At 43.0% G+C, this 24322-nt stretch carries 21 protein-coding genes; 9 read left to right on the top strand and 12 right to left on the bottom strand.

Annotation, left to right across the window (positions count from 1 at the left end; genetic code table 11):
* Positions 1-24 precede the first annotated feature (24 nt).
* A complete protein-coding gene (locus FLL45_RS16485) occupies positions 25-672 on the top strand; it encodes a hypothetical protein (RefSeq protein WP_142943194.1) in 648 nt (215 codons plus the stop codon).
* A gap of 55 nt (positions 673-727) precedes the next feature.
* Here FLL45_RS16485 and FLL45_RS16480 read toward each other — a convergent pair whose 3' ends face one another.
* The 6 genes from FLL45_RS16480 to FLL45_RS16455 form a co-directional block, all read right to left on the bottom strand.
* Positions 728-1024 carry an RnfH family protein gene (locus FLL45_RS16480; RefSeq protein ID WP_185964511.1) on the bottom strand — a complete coding sequence of 99 codons (297 nt, stop codon included), beginning with the start codon at positions 1022-1024 and terminating at the stop codon, positions 728-730.
* On the bottom strand, positions 1017-1448 hold the full coding sequence (locus tag FLL45_RS16475; RefSeq protein WP_142943193.1) for a type II toxin-antitoxin system RatA family toxin: 432 nt from the start codon (positions 1446-1448) through the stop codon (positions 1017-1019). The genes FLL45_RS16480 and FLL45_RS16475 overlap by 8 nt, the downstream gene beginning before the upstream one ends.
* A 16-nt stretch (positions 1449-1464) precedes the next feature.
* Positions 1465-2526: a LysM peptidoglycan-binding domain-containing protein gene (locus FLL45_RS16470; RefSeq protein WP_142943192.1), complete on the bottom strand. Its 1062-nt coding sequence runs from the start codon at positions 2524-2526 to the stop codon at positions 1465-1467.
* A gap of 13 nt (positions 2527-2539) precedes the next feature.
* The gene (smpB, locus tag FLL45_RS16465) at positions 2540-3019 is read right to left on the bottom strand and encodes an SsrA-binding protein SmpB (protein WP_142943191.1); all 480 of its coding nucleotides are present in this window, start codon (positions 3017-3019) and stop codon (positions 2540-2542) included.
* A 126-nt stretch (positions 3020-3145) separates the two neighbouring features.
* Complete coding sequence (locus FLL45_RS16460) at positions 3146-4570, bottom strand: TolC family outer membrane protein (RefSeq protein ID WP_142943190.1); 1425 nt, start codon at positions 4568-4570, stop codon at positions 3146-3148.
* 272 nt (positions 4571-4842) lie between these two features.
* Positions 4843-5496: a protein-L-isoaspartate O-methyltransferase family protein gene (locus FLL45_RS16455; protein ID WP_142943189.1), complete on the bottom strand. Its 654-nt coding sequence runs from the start codon at positions 5494-5496 to the stop codon at positions 4843-4845.
* Positions 5497-5621: 125 nt separating this feature from the next.
* On the opposite strand from FLL45_RS16455, the gene FLL45_RS16450 reads away from it, so the two are divergent.
* The 6 genes from FLL45_RS16450 to FLL45_RS16425 all read left to right on the top strand — a co-directional run bounded on the left by FLL45_RS16450 (position 5622) and on the right by FLL45_RS16425 (position 13246).
* Complete coding sequence (locus FLL45_RS16450) at positions 5622-6230, top strand: NUDIX domain-containing protein (protein WP_142943188.1); 609 nt, start codon at positions 5622-5624, stop codon at positions 6228-6230.
* A 122-nt stretch (positions 6231-6352) separates the two neighbouring features.
* Positions 6353-6853: a DUF1249 domain-containing protein gene (locus FLL45_RS16445; RefSeq protein WP_142943187.1), complete on the top strand. Its 501-nt coding sequence runs from the start codon at positions 6353-6355 to the stop codon at positions 6851-6853.
* 132 nt (positions 6854-6985) lie between these two features.
* Positions 6986-7825 carry a 3',5'-cyclic-AMP phosphodiesterase gene (gene cpdA / locus FLL45_RS16440; RefSeq protein ID WP_142943186.1) on the top strand — a complete coding sequence of 280 codons (840 nt, stop codon included), beginning with the start codon at positions 6986-6988 and terminating at the stop codon, positions 7823-7825.
* Positions 7826-8091: 266 nt separating this feature from the next.
* On the top strand, positions 8092-9981 hold the full coding sequence (parE, locus tag FLL45_RS16435; RefSeq protein WP_142943185.1) for a DNA topoisomerase IV subunit B: 1890 nt from the start codon (positions 8092-8094) through the stop codon (positions 9979-9981).
* A 65-nt stretch (positions 9982-10046) separates the two neighbouring features.
* Positions 10047-12296, top strand: coding sequence for a DNA topoisomerase IV subunit A (parC, locus tag FLL45_RS16430; protein WP_210247215.1), 2250 nt, complete (start codon positions 10047-10049; stop codon positions 12294-12296).
* A gap of 104 nt (positions 12297-12400) precedes the next feature.
* Positions 12401-13246 carry an HDOD domain-containing protein gene (locus FLL45_RS16425; RefSeq protein ID WP_185964510.1) on the top strand — a complete coding sequence of 282 codons (846 nt, stop codon included), beginning with the start codon at positions 12401-12403 and terminating at the stop codon, positions 13244-13246.
* On the opposite strand, the gene FLL45_RS16420 is transcribed toward FLL45_RS16425, so the two are convergent.
* From FLL45_RS16420 to FLL45_RS16410, 3 genes are all read right to left on the bottom strand, one after another.
* Positions 13243-14208 (bottom strand): GGDEF domain-containing protein, encoded by a 966-nt coding sequence (locus FLL45_RS16420; protein ID WP_246075849.1) that lies wholly within the window; start codon positions 14206-14208, stop codon positions 13243-13245. The genes FLL45_RS16425 and FLL45_RS16420 overlap by 4 nt on opposite strands.
* A gap of 3 nt (positions 14209-14211) precedes the next feature.
* On the bottom strand, positions 14212-15228 hold the full coding sequence (locus FLL45_RS16415) for a response regulator (protein ID WP_142943182.1): 1017 nt from the start codon (positions 15226-15228) through the stop codon (positions 14212-14214).
* Positions 15229-15331: 103 nt separating this feature from the next.
* Positions 15332-16912 carry a hypothetical protein gene (locus tag FLL45_RS16410; protein WP_142943181.1) on the bottom strand — a complete coding sequence of 527 codons (1581 nt, stop codon included), beginning with the start codon at positions 16910-16912 and terminating at the stop codon, positions 15332-15334.
* A gap of 26 nt (positions 16913-16938) precedes the next feature.
* Between FLL45_RS16410 and serB the strand changes: the two genes are divergently transcribed.
* Positions 16939-17901, top strand: a complete 963-nt coding sequence (gene serB / locus FLL45_RS16405; protein WP_142943180.1) for a phosphoserine phosphatase SerB — start codon at positions 16939-16941, stop codon at positions 17899-17901.
* Positions 17902-17946: 45 nt separating this feature from the next.
* Here the strand turns inward: serB and FLL45_RS16400 are convergent, their stop codons facing one another.
* The 3 genes from FLL45_RS16400 to epmB form a co-directional block, all read right to left on the bottom strand.
* Entirely contained in the window at positions 17947-20019 is a 2073-nt protein-coding gene (locus FLL45_RS16400; protein ID WP_142943179.1) for an EAL domain-containing response regulator, read from the bottom strand.
* 203 nt (positions 20020-20222) lie between these two features.
* Positions 20223-22076: a hypothetical protein gene (locus FLL45_RS16395; protein ID WP_142943178.1), complete on the bottom strand. Its 1854-nt coding sequence runs from the start codon at positions 22074-22076 to the stop codon at positions 20223-20225.
* Positions 22077-22444: 368 nt separating this feature from the next.
* Positions 22445-23467, bottom strand: a complete 1023-nt coding sequence (gene epmB, locus FLL45_RS16390) for an EF-P beta-lysylation protein EpmB (RefSeq protein WP_210247214.1) — start codon at positions 23465-23467, stop codon at positions 22445-22447.
* 249 nt (positions 23468-23716) lie between these two features.
* Here epmB and efp point away from each other — a divergent pair, with 249 nt between their 5' ends.
* Complete coding sequence (gene efp, locus FLL45_RS16385) at positions 23717-24280, top strand: elongation factor P (protein ID WP_142943177.1); 564 nt, start codon at positions 23717-23719, stop codon at positions 24278-24280.
* Positions 24281-24322 lie beyond the last annotated feature (42 nt).

The following is a 24322-nucleotide window of genomic DNA, read 5'->3' as shown; positions in this document are numbered from 1 at the left end:
TAGCAAAACCAAAGAGAAAAAATTATGCCTTTGATTGAAAATGTTAGCCCGATGATAGTCGTCGCTTCGTTGACAGGCTTGCTTTCAATATATTATTTGTTATCAGTAGTATTTCGTTTAAAAAAGCTAAAAGTACTTGGCGCGGTCAAGCGTTTGTTTGGCTTTATGGTTTTTGGTTTTGTTACTCTGTCGATTACCTTTCTGTTGATTGGTACCCAAGGCTACAATGCGCTTACTAAAGAGGAACTTGCCGCTAAAATAAAAGTCACACCCACCGGAAATCAATCATTCCATGCCCGGATGGAATTCAGCGATGGTCATTCTCAAGTCTTTTCTCTGAAGGGCGATGAGTTGATGATAGATGCTTATGTTTTAAAATGGAAACCTTGGGCCAATGTACTCGGCTTGCATACTGCCTACCGACTTGATCGCATTCGTGGTCGATATAAAAGCTTAAAAGATGAACAGAACAACCAAGCAACGGTATTTGCAATCAATGCTAAGTCGGGAGCCGGTGTTGCTGAATGGCGACAAGAATATTCGATGCTCTCTGTACTGTTAGATGTCGAACATGGATCAGCCAGTTTTGTAAATGCTGATGAAGTCGCTGAGTATCAATTGTCGATCACGACCGATGGTTTGTTAATTCGGCCAATTGTCGAGTCGCTTTAATGGTTAGTTCGTTGAGGTAGTAAATTAACCTTTAACTGTGCGATAGGCGTTAGACTTATTTTTTTGCTTCCTTTTGCATCGCTGCTTTTCGTTTCCTGACCTCTTTTGGGTCTGCAATTAATGGGCGATAAATTTCTATTCTATCACCCTCTCGTAAGGTAGTGTCGAGCTTCGCCACTTTGCTAAAAATTCCCACCTTGTTAGACTGTAAATCGATTTGAGGGTAACGCTCTAACAGTCCTGATTGAATGATTGCTTGTTCTATCGTGGTACCGTCTTTGACATCAAGTTCAATCAGATCTTGCTCATCAGGAAGGGCATAGATTAGTTCTATTTTGATGAGTTCAGCCATGAATTTCTTTTGCCCTGTCAGTAAATGCGGTGACCATTGATTGGATTAATTGACTAAAAATTTTTCTGAAGGCCACAGAGGCCAGTTTGTTTGAAAATTCAAATTCAATATACAATTCGATTTTACATGCTTCGTCAGATAACGGCGTAAAAATCCACTCGCCCGTTAAGTGTCTGAATGGCCCATCAAGTAAATTCATTTTTATCGACGAGTGAGGCGTTAGACTGTTCTTAGTGGAAAAGGATTTGGCAATTCCACTTTTGGAAACTTCCAGTTTTGCACTGACAGTGTTTTCATCTCTACTAATAATTGATGCACTTTTGCAGTTTGGAACAAACTGTGCGTAATTTTCAATGTCATCGACCAAACGATACATTTGTTGAGCCGTGTGCATAACTAAAGCGCTGCGGTGTATCTTTTCCATAGATAGTTTTCTAGCCCTAATATTGATTGAGCTTTTTGAGTAATTTATTGGTTCGCTCTGAATATTTTTGAGCGAGTTGGTTTTCTGGATCAAGTTGAAGAATTAGCCCCCAACGGTCGAGCGCATCTTTCAATGCATGATTCCGATAGAGGACAACCGCCTGTTCATGAAGTTTATTGAGCAATTGTTTTTCGATGCGAAAAACTTGAGTTTCTTTGTCGACTTTAGCATCGATTTTTTTCGCGTTGATCAATCGTGTAGCCGCTTCTGAGTAACTTTCATCTTCAAATAATAGCACTGCCTCATCAAGGAAAAGTAAGCGATTCTGGGCGTTGATAAATCGTTGATAAAGCGCTCGTTGCTGGCCGTTTCGACTATTTTCAGAAAATTCTGTCACTCTCTTTAGCATTGCGCCTCTATCACTCAACGAAACTGAGCGCTCAGCTAAGGCATCCAATATCAGCTGTTGTTCGTGAAAGAGCTTTTCAATATCTGAATCAATGACAAATAATGTATTGGATTTATCCAGTCCCTTATAGAAACGTTTGTCTTCTCGGTATTGTCGTATTAAGTTAATGTTCGCGGCTGAACGACGGCGCTCTTTGGTTACAAGGTTGCTTTTCTCAGTGACTGGGATTGTGATTGTCTTACCTGGCTGCAGTGCATTAGGGCGACGAATATTATTGAGTTTTGCAATGCTGACAAAATAGAGTGAATTTCCGAGCCAATCTTGCGCAATTTTGCCGAGCGTATCGCCTTGTTTGACTTTATATTGGGTGGTGCGGTTGGTTTTAAATATTTTTGCGGCCGGTTGTGTGAGTTGTTGTTTGAGCATTTTGGCCGTTGGATGATCGGGATTATGGGACAGTACTTGGTCTATCATAATCGTTGCAGTTCCGGTATCTCCAGTCTCTAATAAATGAATTGCCGCATTGATTTGTTCATTTTGGCGAGTTACCGACTTCAGGCTTAAATCATCGACACGGGCTTGCTGGCCAGTTTTTGGGGTAAGTTGACAGCCACTGACAACCAGTACAAACAATGAACAGAGTAAAAATTTTAAGCTATTCAATCTCATCAAAATGGCTCGATTAATTAAAGTTGTTTTTCATCAATCTCTGCTTATCGCGATTCCATTCCTTGGCTTTTTCCGTGGCACGCTTGTCGTGTAGCTTCTTACCTTTTGCAGTTCCAATTTTGAGTTTAACAAGATTTCTAACCCAGTACAGGGACAAAGGCACAATTGTATAACCTTCTTTTTGTTGTGCGTCGATAATCTTATTGATTTCGCTGAGGTGTAGTAATAGTTTGCGGTTTCTGGTTGGGTTTGCGGTGATATGGGTAGAAACGGTCTTTAATGGTGTGATATGACAGCCATGGAGATAGACTTCGCCATTGTGAACAATAACGTAGGCATCACTCAGATTAACTTTTTTCTCGCGCATTGATTTAACTTCCCAACCTTCTAGCGCAAGACCGGCCTCAAAAGTATCTTCGATAAAATAATCGTGGCGCGCTTTGCGGTTCTGGGCAATTGTGTTTTCAGGCGTTTTTTTCTTTTTTCCAGCCATTACTGCGGTATTTGATGAATCTTAATGGGAGGGATTATAGGGGAATGATGCGTTTTTGTCTGCAAAGGATTTGCGATAAAAAACGGCGCCAGTTAGGCGCCGTAATAGTGGAATTGCATGAATTGTTTATCGAAGCATACCGTTAACCTGCTCTAAGTCTTTCTCTGAGAGCAAGCCAGCAGCTCTTTTTAGTTTCAGCGTATTCAAAATGTAATCATAACGAGCTCTCGCATGATCACGCTTCGCTGAATAAAGTTGTTGGGTTTGTAACAACACATCAACGATGGTTCTGGTACCTACTTCAAAACCCGCTTGAGTCGCCTCTAATGCACTTTGAGACGAAACAACAGCTTGTTTTAGTGCGTTGACAGAGCTCACTGCTGCGACTACGCCTAGGTATGAGCTCCGAGTTTCACTGACCGCGCGTCTTCTATCGGCTTCTAACGTATGCGCTGATTGTTGATACAAGTTTTGAGCTTCTTTAACTCGAGAACTTACGTTACCGCCAGCATAAATTGGGATTGAAACATCTAATGACAAAGAAGTGGTCGGGTTAGTGTTGTTAGTGACCGCGTCAGTAACCGTTCCAATGACGACACCAACATCTTCAATGGGGAATGCAGGAGAGTCTGTATCTCTGTCCGAGTCGGAATAACGTGCAGTAAAATCAACGCGTGGCAGATGGCCCGCGGAGGCGATATCGATTGATTTTTTTGCTATATCGAGTCCTATGCGCGAGGCTTTAATCGATACGTTATTTTCTTCTGACTGTTTAACCCACTCTTTGATATTTTCCGGTTGAGGATTGCGCAAATCAATTTGTTCTTTCAGTTGAAGTAGGTCGTAGTGGTATTGACCTGTGACTTGTTGAAGCGCTTCATGAGCGTTATCGAGTCCATTCTGCGCACTAATTTGGTTAGCGACCGCACGGTCGTGTCGGGATTGCGCTTCGTGGACGTCTGTCATCGCTATCAAGCCGACCTCAAATCGCTGTTTGGTTTGCGCGAGCTCTTTAGAGACAGCTTCTAGCTCGGCTTTTGAAAAGTCTAAGTTATCCATGGCTCCGAGCACGTTGAAGTAAGCTTCTGCGACTCGGATGATGAGGTCATGTTTCGCATCTTCGTGGTTAATATTTGATTGCAGGGCGCGTTTTTCAGACTGTCGCAAATTGAGCCATGACGCATGGTTATAGACTTCTTGGGTTAAGGTTACCGACCAAGAAGAACCTGTCGTTTCCGATTCTGAAAACCGCTCATTAAGAAAAGGTTGTGGGTTATTTGGATCAGAAAGTAGGGTTAATTCACCAGTTGTCGTTTGAGTCGATTCTGAATCTGTAAAGCTATATCCTACTGCAGCATTAACCGAAGGTAATAGCGAAGACATACTTTGATTAACCCGCTCGTTGGTCGCCAATCGACCTGCATCACTGGCAAGAAAAGTCGGATCATTGTCTTTTGCGACGTTGTAAACTTCTAGCAGGTTATCTGCCCAAATCGTTTGAGAAGAAAGTACTGCAAGTATTCCTACGGCCAATTTTGTCGGTTTATTCATTTTATTACCTTTAATTCATCCAAATTTAGGTCTGCTCTTATCTATTTGTCCTGATATACGCAAAATTCTTACAGCGAGATATCAAAACACACGAATTTTTACGAATCTGTTAAAAAGACAGCTTCCTCGAGCAGGTGTGTTACTATTGTAACTCACCTAAAAAGCAATCGTTTAGCGTTAAGTTATTAGTAATTTACAGAATTTGTAAATGGATTTTACAAATATTTAGTAATAAGAAAGCTTTTCTTCTTTGTTAAGTCGTTGATTTTTATTTAAAACTCGAAAGTATTGGGTAATTCAGCGTTGATCATCGGTGTTGCCTGGACGGGAAATAATTCCTCTTGTTGCCAGCTGCTATGTTCATCAAAATAGCCTAGGACGACGTGCTGATTTTCTGGTGAACCGAGAATACCGACGATCCGACCTTCACTGGTTAAACCCTTTATCATCGAGTCCGGCCATTTGTTAAGCATTGACGTCATTATGATCGCATCGTAAGGCGCTTGAGCCATCCAGCCGTCAGCAGCGTCAACTTCTTCAATTTCGACATTGCTGAATGCCAATTTTTTTAGGCGTTTTCTGGTATCGCTAACAAAGTCGCCAATGATATCGACGCTATATACTTTTTTCGACAGTTTTGCGAGAAGCGCACTCGAATAGCCACTGCCGCAGCCAATTTCGAGGACTTTTTCTTCGCCCGTCAGACCAAGTGCCTGAATCATACGCGCGATTTCTCTGGGCGCCAGCATTGATTGGTTGTGACCCAGTGGAATGTGAGTATCGGCATAGGCTACAGAACGGTGGCTTTCTGGTACAAACTTCTCTCTGGGTATGGTCGCCATGGCGCCTAAAAGTCGCTCATCAAAGACTTTCCAGGGTTTGACTTGCTGTTCAATCATATTGAAACGTGCTTTTTCGATATTCATCAATCGCAGTCCAGATAACCTTATTGTTGCTGGTTATTTTGCCCTAGGCCGTTTAATATTGCTATCGTTCTTTAGCAAAAATTTTGTTTTTAAAACATTAAGTTAGCCTATCAAAGAGAAATCTAATGCGTGATTCGGTGGATCTAAGCTTTAAACAAAACAAACGAGAGACCATGTATGATGGCTTTTTTAAATTAAGGCGTTATACCTATCAAACAGAATTATTCCAAGGCGGTTGGAGCGAACCTTTTCAACGAGAAATGTTTGAAAGAGGTCACGCAGTTGCTGTTTTATTAATTGATTTAGAACGTCAACAAGTTGTGATGGTTGAGCAGTTTCGACCGGGCGCGGTGCCCACGCAAGAAAACCCTTGGTTAATGGAACCCGTTGCTGGGATCATCGAGCCGGGTGAATCACCGGTGGATGTGGCAATGCGCGAGGCGGAAGAGGAAGCTGGCTGTAAGATTTTAAGAATTCGTAAAGTCTTTGAATATCTAGTGAGCCCCGGGGGAACGACTGAAACGATAGAACTTTACGTAGGAGAAGTTGATAGTCGGGATATTCCTGAGTTCGCAGGGCTTGATCATGAACATGAAGATATCAAAATCCATAAAATCCCTATCGAAACACTGTTTGAAATGCTTGAAAACGACGCGTTTAGTAACGGAGTGAGCATAATTGCAATTCAATGGCTCAAGCTCAATTGGGCAAAAATGGCTGAAATTTGGCCATAAAGTGTGAATTCCACTACAAAATTACTGGAAAATTACCAAAAACAACGACTTAGTTAGAATAAATTATCGCGGCCCCCCTAATTTGGACTAGAATAAAGCCAACATCAGAGAACGACAACGCAATGAGTAATATTCAAACAACGCAACACAGAAATACCACTAAGCGGGCGTATACGCCTGATTTAAGCGAGTTTTTGTCGCAATGCGAAGTCAATTATTTATTGCTATTAAAACTAGTGCCAGAGTTACAAAACCTTTACGAGGAAGATTCTAGCAACGATGCTGTCGACTCTCGCTGGTGCTTAAAGTCGTCCGCGTTAAGTTTAGAGTTGCGAGCGACTGAAATCGCTCGTTACACAACGACGCTAGATTTGGTTATTAGATCACCTAAAATCAAGCTGCTAAAATCTGAAAAACTCATCATCAGGCTCTATCATGATGCACAAATGTTGGAAGTGATGGAAGGCAGCGGACCGGGTGCGCTCAAAGCGATTTACGAGCAAGTCAAAGGGAATCAAAAAACGGTTGATGAAAAACGTCAAGTCAATCGATTCATCGGTGAGTGTTTAAGAAATTGCAGTCGTGCAAACCCCGTTTCTTCGGAAACGCCCGTTGATGAGTAGCAGTGGTGAGTGTTTCTCGCATAAGAAAGAGTAGCAGCTAAAGAATAACGGCTAAAAGAGTATCCGCTCAAAAAGAGCAGTAAAGCTGACTAGGGAATTGGTACGAAAAGGACAGATTTCGAGAAGTTAAATATGGTAGACAAAGTAGAAAAAATTCCGCACGAAATCCAGCCATCGAGACTGGATGTTGTGAGGTTCGCGCAAATAACAGATTGCCATATTTTTGAAGATCCGCAAGGCTGCTTGCTTGGACTCAATACGCGCGATAGTTTTGAGGCGGTTCGAGATAGAGTCTTGCGAGAAGAATGGCGGCCAGATGGAATATTAGCGACTGGAGATTTGTCGCAAGACGCATCTCCAGAGTCTTATCAGTATTTGGCCGACGAGTTTAAGGCCACTAACATTCCGACATTTTGGTGTCCAGGCAATCATGATAACCCAGAGACAATGGAGCTTTATCTCAGCAACAGCCGCGTTTTTGCTGCTAATCAGATTTTGATTGGCCACTGGCAGGTGATTTTGTTGGATTCTTCGGTGAAAGGAAAAGTGCACGGTGAGTTGGCTGATGAGCAGTTAGAGTTCTTGGAGAAAGCCCTCAAACGCTATCCTGATAGGCATGCGTTGGTTAGTTTGCATCATCAACCAGTAGATATTGGCAGTCATTGGCTCGATCAAATTGGTTTAAAAAACGCGAAAACGTTTAATCGTATTATTGAAAAATACAAACAGGTAAAAGGCGTTTTGTGGGGCCATATCCATCAAGAATATCAAAAATCGGTCAATGGAATTCGATATATTGCCACGCCATCCAGTTGCGTCCAGTTTAAACCAGGCTCTGAGGATTTTAGTGCCGGTGTAGAAGCGCCGGGATACCGCTATTTAAACCTATACTCGGATGGGCGTATCGAGTCTATTGTTCATCGTATCGATAACATCGAGTTTACGGTCGATTACTCGATCAAAGGTTATTAGTCTCTCATGGCATAATAAGATTGCCGTTATCGTTTTACAGCCAAAAAGTTATTGATTTAGTAAGTACTCACTTCTTTTTTATCAACGAAAAAAATAAGATTCTGCTCGCTTTTTGAGCAAGGATTCCCAATCCCCCTGCAAGCCAACTTATCAACCTCAAAATCAGGCTAATTTTTACCGGAATAAGCTTGCGTTTGGCTGAATTTGACGCGATGATATGGCGTCATTAAGCATTTCAATTAATATAAAAAGTACTAAGGAATTTAATGTCTAGCTCCTACAATTCCGATTCGATAGAAGTCCTCAGTGGACTGGACCCGGTGAAAAAACGCCCGGGAATGTATACTGATACAGCGCGCCCTAATCATCTTGCCCAAGAAGTAATCGACAACAGTGTCGATGAAGCACTTGCCGGTCATTGTAAAAAACTGACGGTTATCCTTCATAAAGATGGTGCGCTTGAAGTTCAAGACGACGGTCGTGGAATGCCTGTCGATATCCACCCAGAAGAAGGGATTAGCGGTGTTGAATTAATCCTCACCAAGTTGCATGCCGGCGGCAAGTTCTCAAATAAGAATTACCAATTTTCTGGTGGTTTACATGGTGTCGGTATTTCAGTCGTCAATGCTCTCTCAAGTCGAGTTGAAGTTCATGTAAAGCGAGGCGGTAAGAAGTATCAAATCAGTTTTGCTAACGGTGACCTTGCTACCCCGCTCAAGGAGGTGGGTGAAGTCGGTAAACGAAATACCGGAACCAGTGTTATATTTTGGCCTGACCCACAGTATTTTGATACTGCCAAATATTCTGTCGCTAAGCTAAAACACTTACTTAGAGCGAAAGCGGTTCTTTGCCCAGGACTCAGCGTCACTTTAATTGATAATAATAGTGGCGAAAAAGTCGATTGGTATTATGAGGATGGTCTTAGAGATTATCTAAAAGTTACTGCGCTGGACATTGAAAAACTTCCCGAAGAACCTTTTTGTGGCTCGTTTGCGGGCGATACCGAAGCCGTTGATTGGGCGCTTTTTTGGTTGCCAGAAGGGGGCGAGGTGCTTAATGAAAGTTACGTGAATTTAATCCCAACGCCTCTCGGTGGAACTCACGTGAATGGATTGCGCACAGGTTTGCTCGACGCAATGAAGGAATTTTGTGAGTTTCGTAACAGCCTTCCCAGAGGGGTTAAACTAACGGCTGACGATTTATGGTCCGGGCTGTCATTTGTATTATCAATCAAAATGCAAGATCCGCAATTTTCGGGTCAAACCAAAGAGCGATTGTCATCTCGACAATCTGCCGCTTTTGTTTCTGGCGTTGTCAAAGATGCTTTTTCGCTTTGGCTCAATCAAAACCCAAACTATGGCGACAAGCTTTCTGAACTTGCGATTGCGAACGCGCATAAGCGTATGCGCTCGCGTAAAAAAGTCACTCGTAAAAAGGTCACAAGCGGACCTGCTTTGCCCGGCAAGTTAGCCGATTGTGTTGGACAGGATCCCTTGGCGAGTGAGTTGTTTTTAGTCGAGGGTGATTCTGCAGGCGGCAGTGCCAAGCAAGCACGCGACAAAGAGTTTCAAGCAATCATGCCGTTGCGCGGTAAGATTCTCAATACTTGGGAAGTTGACTCCGGAGAAATTCTGAGTTCGCAAGAAGTGCATGATATTTCGGTTGCCCTTGGGCTTGATCCGGGATCGGAAGATTTGTCGAATTTACGGTATGGCAAAATTTGTATATTGGCCGATGCCGACTCTGATGGTTTACACATTGCGACGTTACTGTGCGCTTTGTTTGTAAAACACTTCACCGCACTTGTTGAAGCCGGACATGTTTATGTCGCGATGCCACCGCTGTATCGGATTGATGTGGGTAAAGAAGTTTTTTATGCGCTTGACGAAGACGAAAAAACCGGTGTTTTAGACCGCATCAAAGCAGAAAAAAAACGCGGCAATGTCAATGTTCAGCGATTTAAAGGGCTAGGGGAAATGAACCCAAAACAACTGAGAGAAACGACTATGGCAACAGATACCCGTCGCCTAGTCCAACTCACCATAGATTCGCATGAAAAAACCAATGAGATTATGGATATGTTGCTTGCCAAAAAGCGTTCTGGAGATCGCAAAGGTTGGTTGGAAGAAAAAGGTAATCTGGTTGAAATAGATTAATTTCAATAAGAAAAATACCAAGCGCTTAAAATTAAGAGTAAAAAACTAAAGAAATAAGAATTGTTATGGAATTAAATTTTGACGGTGTAGAACAGCAAACGCTTTCTGAGTTTACCGAAAAAGCCTACTTAAACTATTCAATGTACGTCATCATGGATCGGGCTTTGCCGCACATTGGTGATGGACTAAAACCGGTTCAACGGAGAATCGTGTATGCGATGAGCGAGTTGGGACTGAAATCTACGGCGAAATACAAAAAATCGGCCCGTACAGTCGGTGATGTGTTAGGTAAATTTCATCCCCATGGTGACAGCGCCTGTTATGAAGCCATGGTATTAATGGCACAGCCTTTTTCTTATCGTTATCCGTTAGTTGATGGTCAAGGTAACTGGGGCGCACCAGACGATCCCAAGTCTTTCGCGGCCATGCGATATACCGAATCTCGCTTGTCTAAATATGCTGCGGTGCTACTTTCGGAACTTGGCCAAGGAACCGTCGACTGGTTACCTAATTTTGATGGAACCTTAAAAGAACCGAAGGTGTTGCCTGCGCGATTGCCGAATTTGCTCCTCAATGGCACCACGGGTATTGCGGTGGGGATGGCAACCGATATCCCGCCACATAATATTCGTGAGATTGCTGAAGCCTGTATACATTTGTTGGAAAACCCGAAAGCGAGCCTTGAGGAAATTCATTCCATTGTCCCTGGCCCTGATTTTCCAACCAGTGCTGAAATCATTACGCCCAAGCAAGACCTCTATAAAGTTTACGAGACGGGAAGAGGCAGTGTAAAGATGCGCGCGGCTTATCTGATTGAAAACGGTGAAGTCGTTATCGAAGCGCTGCCTCACCAAGTGTCTGGTTCGAAGGTTCTTGAACAAATTGCATCGCAAATGCAGGCGAAAAAATTGCCGATGGTTGCTGACTTAAGAGATGAGTCTGATCACGAAAACCCGACTCGCCTTGTGGTTGTACCTCGCTCAAATAGAGTCGACATTGATGGTTTAATGAAACATTTGTTCGCCACAACCGATTTAGAGAAAAACTATCGTATCAATATGAATGTGATTGGTATCGATGGTCGGCCTCAGGTTAAGGGACTCGTCACCTTCTTAAAAGAGTGGTTAGCTTTTAGAACCGAAACTACTCGCAAACGTTTGCAGTATCGCCTTGACAAAGTAAACGAACGACTCCACCTTTTAGAAGGTTTGTTAATTGCTTTTCTGAATATTGATGAAGTTATTCGAATCATTCGAACTGAGGACAAACCTAAACCGGTTTTAATGGAACGATTTTCATTATCTGAAGTTCAAGCGGATTACATTCTCGATACCAAGCTGCGCCAATTAGCTCGCTTGGAAGAAATGAAAATTAAAGAAGAGCAAGAAAAGCTTGCCCAAGAAAAGAAAAATCTTGAGTTAACTTTAAGCTCAAAAGCGCGCCTAAAAACTTTAGTTAAAAAAGAAATCAAGGAAGCCGCTGAGGAATTTGGTGATGAACGACGCTCGCCGATAGTCGTGCGCGAAGAAGCAAAAGCGCTTAGCGAAACTGACCTGATGCCGAGTGAGGCAATCACTTTGGTTCTTTCAACCATGGGGTGGGTTCGATGTGCCAAAGGCCATGATATCGACGCGGCTTCATTAAATTACAAATCAGGCGATGGTTATTGTGCGTCGGCCAAGGGTAAGAGCAATCAATCAGCGGTTTTTCTCGATTCCACGGGACGAAGTTACGCAATCCCTGCGCACACTTTACCCTCAGCAAGAGGTCAGGGAGAACCTTTGACTGGTCGTCTCAATCCGATTGCTGGAGCAACATTTGTCGACGCTTTGATGGGCACTGATGAGCAAGAGTTTTTGTTTGCGAGCGATGCTGGCTACGGATTTGTCGCCAAGTTTGCCGATACCGTGACTCGTACCAAGAATGGTAAGGCGCTGTTATCATTGCCGAGCGGAGCCAAAGTATTAAAAGCGTGTGCTGTCGAGGATTATGCCAAACAACTGTGTGTCGCGGTGAGTAACGAAGGTCGAATGCTGGTGTTCCCGATCTCAGATTTACCACAGTTGGCAAAGGGTAAAGGCAATAAAATCATTGGTATTCCTGCTGCCAAACTTCAACTGCGCGAGGAGTATGTGGTTTCAATCGCTGTCGTGTCACCTGATGAATCTTTATTAGTTTACTCTGGTAAACGCTATCTGCGTTTAAAGCCCAGCGATCTAGAGCATTATCGGGGAGAGCGTGGCAGAAGAGGGAGTAAGTTACCGCGAGGTTTCCAAAAAGTTGATAGTCTGGTTGTTGAGACCGATGAGCAATAATAAGTAATTCAACCTCCTGATTGTGAGATTTTGGTCTATATTTACAGAGCGAGTAAACAAGAAAGTCGCTTTAAACGACCCGTTTGAATCTCAAAGGAAGAATCTTGAGCAACAACAAGCTAAACAGATCGTCAAGTGAAATATATATTCCGCCGCAACCTGGCATCATTGATCAAATTAATGACTGCGGTGGTGACCTTGACCGTATTGCTGAACTCATTTCTGTCGACCCAGCGGTTAGTGCAGCAATTATAAAAGTTGTCAATTCTCCTGCTTTGGGCAGGACCGAAAAAGTCGGTTCAATTCCGCATGCAGTCGTTATGCTCGGCATTGGCCGGATCACCAGTATCCTAAAAACGCTACTTTTGAAAGAATCGCTCAACGGTTTGGAATCGAAGTTAGACATGAAAATGTTTTGGAAATCTTCGGTATCTGTTGCTAGCGTTGCCTCGACGATTTGTCGCCAATTAAATTTAGCAATGCCTGATGAGGCTTATACACTCGGACTTTTCCATAATTGTGGGATTCCTGTATTAGCCGCTCGATACGATAATTATCAACAAGTGATGGAGTTTTCCTACAGTCGTGAGGACGGTAGAATATCGAGCGAAGAATTTTCTAATTTTGGTGTGCATCATGCTGCAGCAGGATATCGGATCGCTCGCGTTTGGAATCTTCCGGAGGTTATCTGTAAGGCCGTCAAAAATCATCATTCAGTGGACAGAGTGCTGGACGATCAATCCATTGAAAACCCGACTTTAAAGACAATGTTGTGTGTCCTCAAGATGGCAGAGCATATGGTTAATCTACCAGAGAAATTAGCACAATCCGATCGTGATTTTGAGTGGGAAAAAGTCGGTGCCAAGGTCCTCGACTTTTCCGGTCTTTCTGAATACGATTTTGAAGATTTGGAAGATGCGGTTAAGTATCAATTAGGTAGTGAGTTTTAGTCCTTCGGTGCATCCATAATGTTAGTCTGATTTCGCCCACCTTCTTTAGACTGATACAAACCTTGATCGGCAAGTTCAAGCCATTGTTTCGCTGAAGCTATTTTCAAACTGAGTTCGCAAATTCCCAAACTGATCGTAAATTTAATTTCTTTACCCTCGTGAGTTACGGTCAATTTCTCGATGAGTTTTCGGAGACGCTCTGCAAAGATCAGTGCACCATTGGCATCAGTGTTTTCAAGAATGACAACATATTCCTCGCCGCCATAGCGGCCGCAGATATCAATATCGCGAGCGGTTGCGAGTAACGTTCGGGCTACTAACTTGATCACTTCATCGCCGGCTGCATGGCCATAAGTGTCATTGACTGCTTTAAAGTGGTCGATGTCAAAAATGATTAGTGAGCAGGGCGCTTGGTGACGTTGAAACCGGGAAAACTCTCGTTCTTGACGCTCCTGCCAGTAGCCACGATTGTTGAGGCCTGTCAATCTATCGGTGCGACTCAAATGCTCTAGTTGTTGATTAGCATCAGCCAACGCTAAACTATTAGTCGCGATGTCGGTTACATCGTATACGATAATACATATATTGGTTACCTCACCGGTAGTGGAGGTGAGCGGAAAAACCGAGATATTCTGATACATGTAATCGGCAGTTCCTGTGATTGGTCGATAATTATTGAACTTAAAAATATAAGGGCGTTGTTCCCAAATAGTAAATGCGCGAGCGCGAAGCTCGAAAACCGACTCTACTTTGTGTTTGAACCAATCTTCTGGAATATCGGGAAATAAATTAAACAGTGTTTTATCTTTGGCGTTAGGCGCAAGAATGCCGCTGTGGTTTTCCATAAATGAATTCCATACTTGAACCTCAAATTTGCGATTCAATACAACAAGACCAGCGTCGATGTTTTGCAACATGTCAGCCATCCAGTGGAATTCTTTTAGTTGTTCTACATTATCCATAGGCTAAACAATATAACTGATTCGTTGTTTAAGAGTGTCAATGCAATCTTCGGTAAACAGTAAGAGTAGATCACAGTCGACGCTTTCATTCTCGATACTGTAGTTGATTTCTATACTGAGTGTTTTGTTCCAAGGCTTGTCATTCGCAAGTAAATCGGCAATTTGAACATGCTGGCCAAGTACAACAGGGTGACCTTGACTGAGACTTAAATCCAGCTGGTCTGAGATTCCTTGCAAACAGGCGCCCACTAAAATGTTTGCTGTATCCATCAGTAGCTCGAGCTCTACCGAGTCGTCAATCTTACCTTTATATTTCATTAAACGAGCAATATTACTAAAACTCGAATCGTTGAAGATAAGTAGAGCTTCACCTGAAATTCCAGGGCCAATAAAGCCTTGGCAGACCGACGAAACGGTTGACTCCTGTTCGCTAAATTGAAGTGCCATAATCAACTCGCCGATTTCAATGAGGTTGACTTTAGGCACGGGTAGTTCGACGAATACATCAAGGAATCGTGCGAGAGAGTCGCCAGCTCTACCCATAGCAACGTTGGTGATTTCTTGGCAGGCGTCGATAAATGTTGCTTGGTCGTTAAGATCGGTTTGCTCGACGACTCGCTCAACTTGTGGCGTCTCTGGTGCACTATCTGGCGCATGATAGAATCCGTGGAGATCGAGTGTTTCCAGCATTTTTTCTTTGCTGACCGGCTTTTTGATAAAGTTAAGCGCCCCCAACCCAATAACGCGTGCTTGGGCGTCGGGTTGGATATCTCCAGATACAACTATCACATCATATTCAAAATCTTGCGCTCTAAATTCTTCGAGTGTTTCATAGCCATCCATCTCAGGCATATTTAAATCGAGAAAGATAAGCGCGGGATCGACTTCAGCGGCGACTTCAAGGCAATGCTGCCCATCTTCGGCAAAGTGAATATCGACGTCCCATTCGGGCGGCAAGCATCTAGCCAGTTGGTTTCTGGCCATTCTTGAGTCATCACAAATTAATACTGTCGTGGTCATTGATATTGTTATTATTCCCCGTGGAAAGTTCCTCGGTGTGGTGGCTTGAAAAGTTCAATTCAACTACTTAAAACATAGCAACATATCTGGAAAATACCAGTAATCAATCGTCATTAGTGTGAATAATGTATTGGATTTGACGATTGGTCTGTTGTTTTATGGCTTCATTCAGTTTCGCTAGTTTAAATATAGGCGTACTGATTAAGTTTTCTGGCAGCTCAACTTCGGTAAATTCGCCAGCGGAAGCCAGAAGTTTTTCTTCGATCGCAACAGACATGACTTGGCCATAATCTAAAAGACGACTGGCTTTTGATAGTTTGTCTTTTAGCCGGTTAGACAGCGATATTCCGGTGACAACACCTCGCGCATTTTCCAAGGTAAGCAGGGTTCCTTTACCCATAAAACCCTTCATGGTGATTTCTAGTTCTAAACTGGCTATTGATTCATTTATCACGTGGAGCAGCGAGACAGCTTCTAAAATGGCCTCCTGCTCGTCATGAGCGTCGACGAAAGGAATTAGACAACCGGATAAAATGTCGCCTTGGGATTGAACACCATAGGCTTGAATAGCCGACTGAAGATACTGCTCGGCTAGTGATATCACCTCGGCAGTTTTTTCGTCCTCTTGTTCTCGCATGGCAAATTCACAGTAACAAAACAAAGTATTTGTAATGCGTTCGCTTTTAACCCAAAGCGGTTCTTCATTGGGTAAATGAGGGTGCTCGGCTAGCGATTGAAAACGAGTTTCAGCTAACTCTTGTAAGGATTCAAGCCATTGCTTTTTATCATAAGGAATTTGTGGCGCGTTTATCTGAATCAGTCGATGGCAGGCTGTAACAATTTTAGCGACTCGTTTTTGATATCGGAGCACAACAAAAACGAGTACAACAAATAACAAGCCTGCGATCGCTAATATTAGATTCTGTGAACGCTTTAATGACTCACGAAAACTTTGTTCCAATAGCTGGCGGTTCAAGGAAATTTTAAACCAACCGGCAGTGACATTTTGATAAACGATTTTTTCGATAAATGGGATATCGTTTTCCGATTGAATATAGGCTTGTGTTCTTTCATCTAACGATGGTTGATTGGACGCTTTGTCTTGAGAAATATCAGCTGAGTTGTCGTTATTTGGCGGTTGAGCATCATCTGCGTCTTCTAAGGAGGCTTGATTGGTCGTCGCTGTCTCGGGCAAATTGGCTGTGTCAGTTGGCAACGAAGTTACCACAGAATCAACGATGTCGGGTTCCGGGTACTGGGCTGCGACCTGACCATCCTCAGCAAAAACGGTCGCGCTTCGAATATAGGGATCTTTGGCGACATTTTCGACTAACATTTTGAGTTGAAGCTTATCGCCAGATAGTAACGCGTCTGCGGAGGAGTTGGCGGCTATTTGGGCGATACTATGAGCATATTCGGACGTGCGAGTGGCTACGAGTTGTTCAATCTGATAGTTGATTATTGACCATGCCAATATCAGTATCGCGAGGGTAATCGCGACAATTGCAGAGAACATGCCTCTGAGGAAACGGGGTTCTTTAAACTTTTTTTGTTTTTCTTTTGTCATAGTCGAATTGTAGCAATGAACGAAAAATCTTGTCAGCTTTTGTGTGTTGTCTAAATCACAGTTTTTTATTTCTAATTTAGCTAGCTTCATGGGTACAATAACAGCTTTTAAAATCATTGAAAATTCGCGCCTGGAGTAAAGGTATGAATTGGTCTTCCGTAAAGGTCGAGAGAAAACAGTTATATTTAGCATCGGATGGAGGAGTTTCTTCTGTGTCGACGGCGCGAGCGGCTTTGCAAACAGCGGAGATAGTTAAGATATCTTTGTTTGTTAATAAGTCTTTTGATGAGCAAGTTGACGAGCTAGGCGAACTAACTCGCGGTGTACCGCATTTCTGTTTTATGTTGCGTGGCGACGAACCAACGCTTGTGTGGGATCTCTATTTGGCGCGCGAGCATCTGGAACCAATGATTCAGCAAGAACTGATTCGTAGCGATTTTGACTATTTAATTTGGCCCGAAAATAATCTTCAAATGCCCCCCTCACTGCTGTTGTTTGATATGGATTCAACTTTTATTGAAATTGAAGTTATCGATGAGCTGGCTCGGCAGCATAAGGTCGGCGAAAAAGTGGCAGCGGTAACTGAGGCAGCTATGCGAGGTGAGTTAGATTTTGCTGAGAGTCTGATTTCGAGAGTTGCTTGCTTGAGCGGCCTCGGCGTCGAAGCTATTGAGCAAATTGCCAGTCGCTTGCCGGTTTCAAAAGGGGTACCAGAGCTAGTTGAAAAAGCCCACACTAACCATTCAAAAATTGCCATTGTCAGTGGTGGTTTTAAGCCATTTGTAGAGAAGTTAAAACACGATATGGGATTATATCGAGTTCACGCCAATCAACTAGAAGTTAATAATGACCAGTTAACCGGTCGAGTGTCGGGAGATATCGTTGATGCTCAAGCAAAGGCGGTTTTTTTAGAGGAGCTTTGCCAGGCTTTAGAGATTACGCTCGGCCAATCGATGGCTATTGGTGATGGTGCCAATGATTTAAAAATGATGGAAAAGGCGGGCTTTAATCTTGCTTACAGAGCAAAACCTAAAGTCCAAGCCACCGCAAATGGACGCATAAATAATACCCACTTAGGTTGGTTGGCGGCGGTCTTCGATTGGTGATGGGTTGACTAATCGTGTTATCGGATTAGTTGACTGTTACCGATATCAGAATCCACCAGACGCGAAGTCATAATCCATTTTAAGACTTGGGCGTTGCAAATAGTAACCTTGAATATACTTCACATTCAGTGGCCACAGGGCTGCTAACATTGCTGCTTCTTCTACTTTCGGAATAATGCTGTGTTTGTCTCGATTATGGATTTCGTTTAATAATTCTTGGACAAATTCTGCTGATTCACTGTCGGTATGCAACGACTTCACTTTTTCATCGGCGACTTTCACAAAATTAACATCGAGTTGGTCGACTAAGGTTTTTTGGTCGGGTTGTGCGCCGAAATTAGATAAGCACAAAGCAAAGCCTTTCGAGCGAAGTTCTGCACATAACGCAATGACTCTCTTAAGATGATTGACTGCGTCACCTTCTTCAATTTGAAAGACGATACTTTCTTTGGGGAGTCCACTAGCAGTGATAGTTTTTTCGATAAAATTCACGATATTTTTGTCGATCAATGAAACGGAGCTAAGATTGACAAATAGTTGCGTTTTTTTATCAACTTTTTGAGTCAGTATAGATTTCAGAGACTGTTTGATTATCCAGCGGTCAAGTTTTTCTCCCAATCCTGCTGCTTTAGCGACCGGAAAAACCTTGGATGATTCGAGCATATTGCCTTTCTCATCACTGAGTCTTAATAGCACTTGATAAAGTAGCTTTTCTTCGCCATGGAGTTTGACGATCGGCTGGTACATCAACTGAATTCTGCCAGACTCAATAGCCTCTTGGACTTTATCGAGCATTTGCACATCTTGTTCACTGCCAGCCGCTCGGACTGCTTTGTTAAATACTTTAAAGCCGTTACCGTTGTCGACTCTCGCTGAGGCACTTATTGCATCAGATAGTATTTGTGCGGGGTCGCTACTGCTATCACCGACTGGACAAATACCGATACTGAAAGTAATTTTTATTGTGTGACCCTCAATATCGAACAAGTGGCTGCTGACTTTTTCACAAAGTTCTTGCGCCATGTCTCTTGATTTAATCCCGGCTGAGTTTGGTAATAACATACTGAAAGAGTGATCACCAATTCGCGCAAGCAAGAATTCTTCTTTTACTTGCTCTGACAACCATTTTGAACAATCAACAGTAATTTGATCAGCACCCGCAATACCATATTCGCCTAATATTTGCTCATGTTGGTCGTAGGTAATGTAGAGCACGCTATAAGTTTCTGCTTGGTCGTTAGCCGATTCAATAGCGTGTTGTAATTGATCGGTAAAGTAATTTTTATTATATAAATCGGTAAGCGTATCTTGCGCGCTTAGCTCTTTTAACTTCTCTTCTAGTTCGGCATTGTCTGCGGCCGGACGGATTAATAATTGAGTACAAACTTCGTCATCATAGTTCGCTGTAGAAAGCGTCATAATCGCTTCAAAATGACTGAGGTCTGATTTTGTGCCGGTGAAGCTGAAGTTTTGTTGGTCACTTGTCGCCGATATCGATTTTAAATATTGACGAAACTCGTCTTGGCTTTCTTTAGCAATCATGTCCAAAGCTGGAACACAAAGGAGTTCGTCGTGGTCACTGTACTCGAATAATTCTAGGTAAGCATTATTGGCATAGACATGCATGCCATCGTGAACATAGGCGATTGCATCTTGTGAATTATCAAGTAGCAAGGTGCAACGTTTTTCAGTTGCTTTTAATTGTAAGTCTGATTGAGTCTTTCCGCGGCGAGTTTCTAAACTGGCGAGCTCTCTTTCTACTTTTAGGCAAAGCAAGTCGAGGTTAGCTTTGGTTACCCCATCAACAGCGCCATAGCGCATACATTCAATCAAAATGTCATCTGAATGCTCATTCATCATCACAATACAGGGAATGTCTCTGCCAAATGAGTCGATCTGTTCTATCGCTTGTTTTGCAGAGAGCTCTTGATGTTCGAGATCTGCGATAAGTAAGTCAGAAACGCCTTTCTCCAGCGCCGTCGACAACTCTTCAGTGGTGAGAACCTGGGTCGCACGAACGGCAAAGCCGCGATTTCGTAGCGAATTAATAATGACCTCAGCCTGATTTGAAGAGGGCTCGAGCAAAAGTAAATGGATTGTTTTTATTTTTGCGGTCATTCGATGTCAGTATCTCTTTAATTTTCAAGGTTAAATTGTAGCTGAGATCATGCAAACACAAAAGAGACACGGATCAAATATTTATTAAACACTGGTTAATATTTATTGAGACAATAGTCTAAGTATGCCGGTTTGTCTAAAAAATAAACAGCAGGTGTGCCATAGCCGTTCGAAAAGGATGAGTGATTGTGATCCTGTCTGTGCTAGACCAGGTCCCAAACTCCATCTAAATCATCCGGTCCAAGGGGAGATTGAGGACTGTTTTTTTGTTGCGCTGCTCGCTCACTACCGCCTATCCGCTCGAAATGAAATTGGCGATAACTGCTCGTTGCTGCGACCTCTTTCGATAACCTCGCATCGTACTTTTCGTCTTTATCGTGAATGCGGACCTTACTATTGAGGGTAAACGATAATGAATTTGTCAGCATAGTCGCTGGCTGACCGACGCCAGTCAAAGCTGGTAGCAGTAATGCGCGTTGAAATTCATTGGCTGAACCACGAGAATTTCGTAGTTGGATGTCGACAGGTTTTGCTCCCGGCGCGAGCAGTTGCACTCCCATCTGCACATGACTGCCTTTTGGTTGTCGTTTGACCCAGCGAACCACGCCAATGTTCCAATGTTCATCAGCTTCGTGAGTCTCTTCAAGAAAGCCCAAAACCTCGCCCGTTTGTGCATGACTCGGCAACTCTTCGGATTTGATTTCAATGCAATAACCATTGGGGCTCATGTTTAAGAGTTTGACTTCTTGTGATTTGTAGCTGTCGCGCAAAATGGTATCTCGGCTTCGATGAGAACTCTGATACATTTTTTCGCGCGCAGCTTCGTATTCTTTCTCTTTTTCTGTTTGGTACAGCTTTTCCCAAACATCTTTGCTGGGCGCACCTGACGAACTTAAATAATCAAAAGTTTGCTTTTTAGCTGTATCTTTTGCCACAGCAACTTCGGTGAGGGTGGCATTTTTAAGGCTGCCTTCCATCGCATCCAATGTTGTTCTCGTATTATTTTGGGGTTTATTATCTTCTTCGGTCACCATTTTTAAATGGTAATGGGTCGCGCCCAGTCCAAAACTAATATTCGCGCTGCCTTGACATCCGGTTCTGGCAAACGCTCTGTGAGCCCCCTGATTCCAGCATTGTATCAAGTGTTTGATCAACATAATTTTTCGGCTGCTGGCTTGATTCACCTCATGAATATCAGCCAACATTAGGTTGAGTTTGTCGACAGCATCAAACGCCGTTAGTTTAAGGGTAATGTCGTTCTCAGTGGATTTATAAAGCGACTTGTGAACTGGAGGCTGAGAGCCATTGAGGGCGATGACATAGTGGTGTTTGTTGTAAGCGTGACTTTTTAGCGTGACTGAAGCGACCAGCTCAGGAATAATCTGCCAGAGCATATCGATTTCACGTTGCCGCAATTGATATGGGCTGGCAACGCTCATCAATAGTATTTGAGTAAAAATATCATTGACTGATAAATCGATATCAAATGCACTAATCGATACTTTTTGTTCGTTAAGCTCCAGGTTTCTGGCAATTTGATACAGGCAATATAGTTCTCTCCAAACTCGTTTGGGAATCGATGCGTACAATTGATAACATCTCAGAATCACATGACCATGAAACTTGATTGCTAGCACCAGCGCGGTTGCCATTTGCTTTCGCTGAGACCGTTTGAGATCGACTTCGCCGTAGTAAGACTCAATGACTGAGTGGTAGCCAATTGACAATTCAGTCTGAATCGCCTGTAACAATGCCGCGACTTTTTTTTGCTTTTCAGTCAGCGCGATCCGATTGTTGATAAACTGTTTTTCGAGTGATGTGATTAATTTGCTTGCAACCGGTCCTATTGTGTTAAGAATTGATAGGCGTTTGTCCGGGTCAAGAATCGCTTGATTAATGTCGACTAGTAACCGGTATACGCGTTGAGAACTATCGCCAACATTCGCCATCGGGAGATTTTTAACCCAATTTGCCACTTTCCTTGGCGTCAACTCGAACTCAGGTTTGTAGTAAACCTGTATTTCTCGAATTGTTAAACCAGACTTCCCTAATTTCATTTAAATTCCTAACAGCTTGAAATTTATGGCTAATTTTGTTCGAACAACGAGCCATATTAAGAAATTTACCTTAAATAATTGTGAAAATCATTTAAATTCTCACTTATGTCGAAAAAACACTCGGAAAGTCGCAGTCTAGTGCTGTAACGGAGAGTTTGAACTACATCATTCAGGCAGACTCCTACTTCAAAATAGCCACCCATTGTTCATATTCTACAGAAAATGCCTGTTTAAAAGCTTAGTACAATAATACCGCAAATGCCTGTAAACAGGGCTTTCTAGACGACTAACTGGCAGTCTAAGCTGACAGATGCGTCTTTTTAGCACCCTAGCTCGGTTTTGTAGTGCTTCAATGGCGCCACAGAAGGTCAAGCGACAATCGTTTTTGCCGGCCTACCTGGCTCTTCCATCGCCAGCCTTGGTACGAGATAACCCGGTAAACGATTTCGCATGCCACTAATGAGTGTTTTCGCAGTGTTCATGGGTAAGTCAAAGTGTGCAGCGCCTGCAACTTTGTCGAGACAATGAAGGTAATAAGGAAGGATTCCGGTTTGGAATAGCCTTTCGCTCAGCTCGCAAAGTGCGTCAAGGTTATCGTTGATGTGTTTAAGGAGAACACTTTGATTGAGCAGAGTCACACCGGAATGTTTCAAGTCATTGACTGCTCTGCTGAGCAATGGGTCAATTTCATTACCGTGATTGATGTGCAAAACAATCGAGCAATCGAGATTTGAGCTCGCCAAGGTTTGACAGAGTTGGTTAGTGACTCGTTGGGGAATAACAACGGGAAGTCGCGTGTGGATTCGTAACCGTTTAAGGTGCGGAATGTTATCGAGTTGTGAAATTAAGTTGCGTAACTGGTCATCACTAACCATGAGCGGATCGCCGCCACTTAGAATCACTTCAGTGATTGATTCTGAGTTTCGTACATACTCAATCGCCTTATTGAGCTGGTCGCCGGTTGCCATTTTGTCTTGATAAGGAAAATGGCGCCGAAAACAATATCGGCAGTTTACTGCACAGGCTGCGGCAAGAATTAAAAGAACTCTACCATGATACTTGTGGAGTAAACCGGGTAGTTGATTTTGGGTCTCATCGAGAGGGTCAAATGAGTAATCGGGGACTTCTAGCTCCTCTAGGTGACTGGTGAGGACCTGCAAAAGTAAGGGATCCTTGGCATCTCCTGGTTTCATCTTGTCAATGAAAGGCTGTGGTACGCGGGTACTAAACGGATTATTTTCAGACAGACTAAAATCCAATGACTTTGGATCGACTGCGACCGTTTCGAGTAACGTAAGTGGGTCTTTAATTGCGGTTTTTAACAGCTTTTTCCATGCAGGGACCTGACAATCTACTTGAGAAACGGGTATTATTGGGCTCATCGTATTCATCGGCGTATTCTACATCAGTTACACCAGATGTATAATCAGCAAAATGGCTCAATTGGTGAAAAACAGCGACAGTCTAAAAGTTGCTACTGTTAACAGCAAGTATTGTGAACAGTAAGTATTATGAATAGTAAGTAATATGAACTGTAACTAGCGTGAATAGTATGAACACAAGGTATCGTCGCGCAAACGAACCAACGAGTCGATAAATTTGAAAGTGTCAAAATAAAAGAATAGAAAGAGAGAGTATTCATGGCAACATATACGACTAACGACTTTCGTCCGGGCTTAAAATTTATGCTCGACGGTGAGCCTGTAGCTATTGTCGAAAATAACTTTGTTCGTCCAGGTAAAGGACAAGCATTTGCAAAAACAAAAGTCCATTATTTATTGACTGGCAGGATGGTAGAAAAGACCTTCAAGTCAGGCGAAAGCTATGATGTTGCAGACGTTATGGAAACCGATATGGAGTATCTTTATACCGACGGTGAGTTTTGGCATTTTATGGACCCTGCATCATTTGAGCAGGTTGCAGCGGATGAAAAAGCCGTTGGCGAAAACGCAAAATGGTTGAAAGAGCAAGAGTCATGCATGGTGACTTTATTTAACGGAACACCGATTTCAATAACGCCACCCAACTTTGTCGTCCAAGAAGTCGTTGAGACTGATCCTGGACTCAAAGGAGATACATCGGGCAGCGGTGGTAAGCCGGCAACCTTAGAGTCTGGTGCGGTAGTTCGCGTGCCATTGTTTGTTCAGATCGGTGAAAAAATCAAAGTTGATACCCGCAGTTGCGAGTATGTTTCTCGCGCATAGAGGTCTGTGGGAGCGTTCAGATAAAAAGCCGCATTCATATGC

This window comes from Aliikangiella marina, assembly GCF_007004765.1.
GTDB classification, from domain to species: Bacteria; Pseudomonadota; Gammaproteobacteria; order Enterobacterales; family Kangiellaceae; genus Aliikangiella; species Aliikangiella marina.
Note: the sequence above shows the minus strand (reverse complement) of the source record. Positions and strands in the feature narration are given on the sequence as shown.

What these genes read in the sequence shown, in the direction of transcription:
- FLL45_RS16485 (WP_142943194.1), top strand. Translation starts at nt 25, where the DNA reads ATGCCTTTGATTGAAAATGTTAGCCCGATGATAGTCGTCGCTTCGTTG.
- FLL45_RS16480 (WP_185964511.1), bottom strand. Translation starts at nt 1,024, where the DNA reads ATGGCTGAACTCATCAAAATAGAACTAATCTATGCCCTTCCTGATGAG.
- FLL45_RS16475 (WP_142943193.1), bottom strand. Translation starts at nt 1,448, where the DNA reads ATGGAAAAGATACACCGCAGCGCTTTAGTTATGCACACGGCTCAACAA.
- FLL45_RS16470 (WP_142943192.1), bottom strand. Translation starts at nt 2,526, where the DNA reads ATGAGATTGAATAGCTTAAAATTTTTACTCTGTTCATTGTTTGTACTG.
- smpB (WP_142943191.1), bottom strand. Translation starts at nt 3,019, where the DNA reads ATGGCTGGAAAAAAGAAAAAAACGCCTGAAAACACAATTGCCCAGAAC.
- FLL45_RS16460 (WP_142943190.1), bottom strand. Translation starts at nt 4,570, where the DNA reads ATGAATAAACCGACAAAATTGGCCGTAGGAATACTTGCAGTACTTTCT.
- FLL45_RS16455 (WP_142943189.1), bottom strand. Translation starts at nt 5,496, where the DNA reads ATGAATATCGAAAAAGCACGTTTCAATATGATTGAACAGCAAGTCAAA.
- FLL45_RS16450 (WP_142943188.1), top strand. Translation starts at nt 5,622, where the DNA reads ATGCGTGATTCGGTGGATCTAAGCTTTAAACAAAACAAACGAGAGACC.
- FLL45_RS16445 (WP_142943187.1), top strand. Translation starts at nt 6,353, where the DNA reads ATGAGTAATATTCAAACAACGCAACACAGAAATACCACTAAGCGGGCG.
- cpdA (WP_142943186.1), top strand. Translation starts at nt 6,986, where the DNA reads ATGGTAGACAAAGTAGAAAAAATTCCGCACGAAATCCAGCCATCGAGA.
- parE (WP_142943185.1), top strand. Translation starts at nt 8,092, where the DNA reads ATGTCTAGCTCCTACAATTCCGATTCGATAGAAGTCCTCAGTGGACTG.
- parC (WP_210247215.1), top strand. Translation starts at nt 10,047, where the DNA reads ATGGAATTAAATTTTGACGGTGTAGAACAGCAAACGCTTTCTGAGTTT.
- FLL45_RS16420 (WP_246075849.1), bottom strand. Translation starts at nt 14,208, where the DNA reads ATGGATAATGTAGAACAACTAAAAGAATTCCACTGGATGGCTGACATG.
- FLL45_RS16415 (WP_142943182.1), bottom strand. Translation starts at nt 15,228, where the DNA reads ATGACCACGACAGTATTAATTTGTGATGACTCAAGAATGGCCAGAAAC.
- FLL45_RS16410 (WP_142943181.1), bottom strand. Translation starts at nt 16,912, where the DNA reads ATGATTTTAAAAGCTGTTATTGTACCCATGAAGCTAGCTAAATTAGAA.
- serB (WP_142943180.1), top strand. Translation starts at nt 16,939, where the DNA reads ATGAATTGGTCTTCCGTAAAGGTCGAGAGAAAACAGTTATATTTAGCA.
- FLL45_RS16400 (WP_142943179.1), bottom strand. Translation starts at nt 20,019, where the DNA reads ATGACCGCAAAAATAAAAACAATCCATTTACTTTTGCTCGAGCCCTCT.
- FLL45_RS16395 (WP_142943178.1), bottom strand. Translation starts at nt 22,076, where the DNA reads ATGAAATTAGGGAAGTCTGGTTTAACAATTCGAGAAATACAGGTTTAC.
- epmB (WP_210247214.1), bottom strand. Translation starts at nt 23,467, where the DNA reads ATGAATACGATGAGCCCAATAATACCCGTTTCTCAAGTAGATTGTCAG.
- efp (WP_142943177.1), top strand. Translation starts at nt 23,717, where the DNA reads ATGGCAACATATACGACTAACGACTTTCGTCCGGGCTTAAAATTTATG.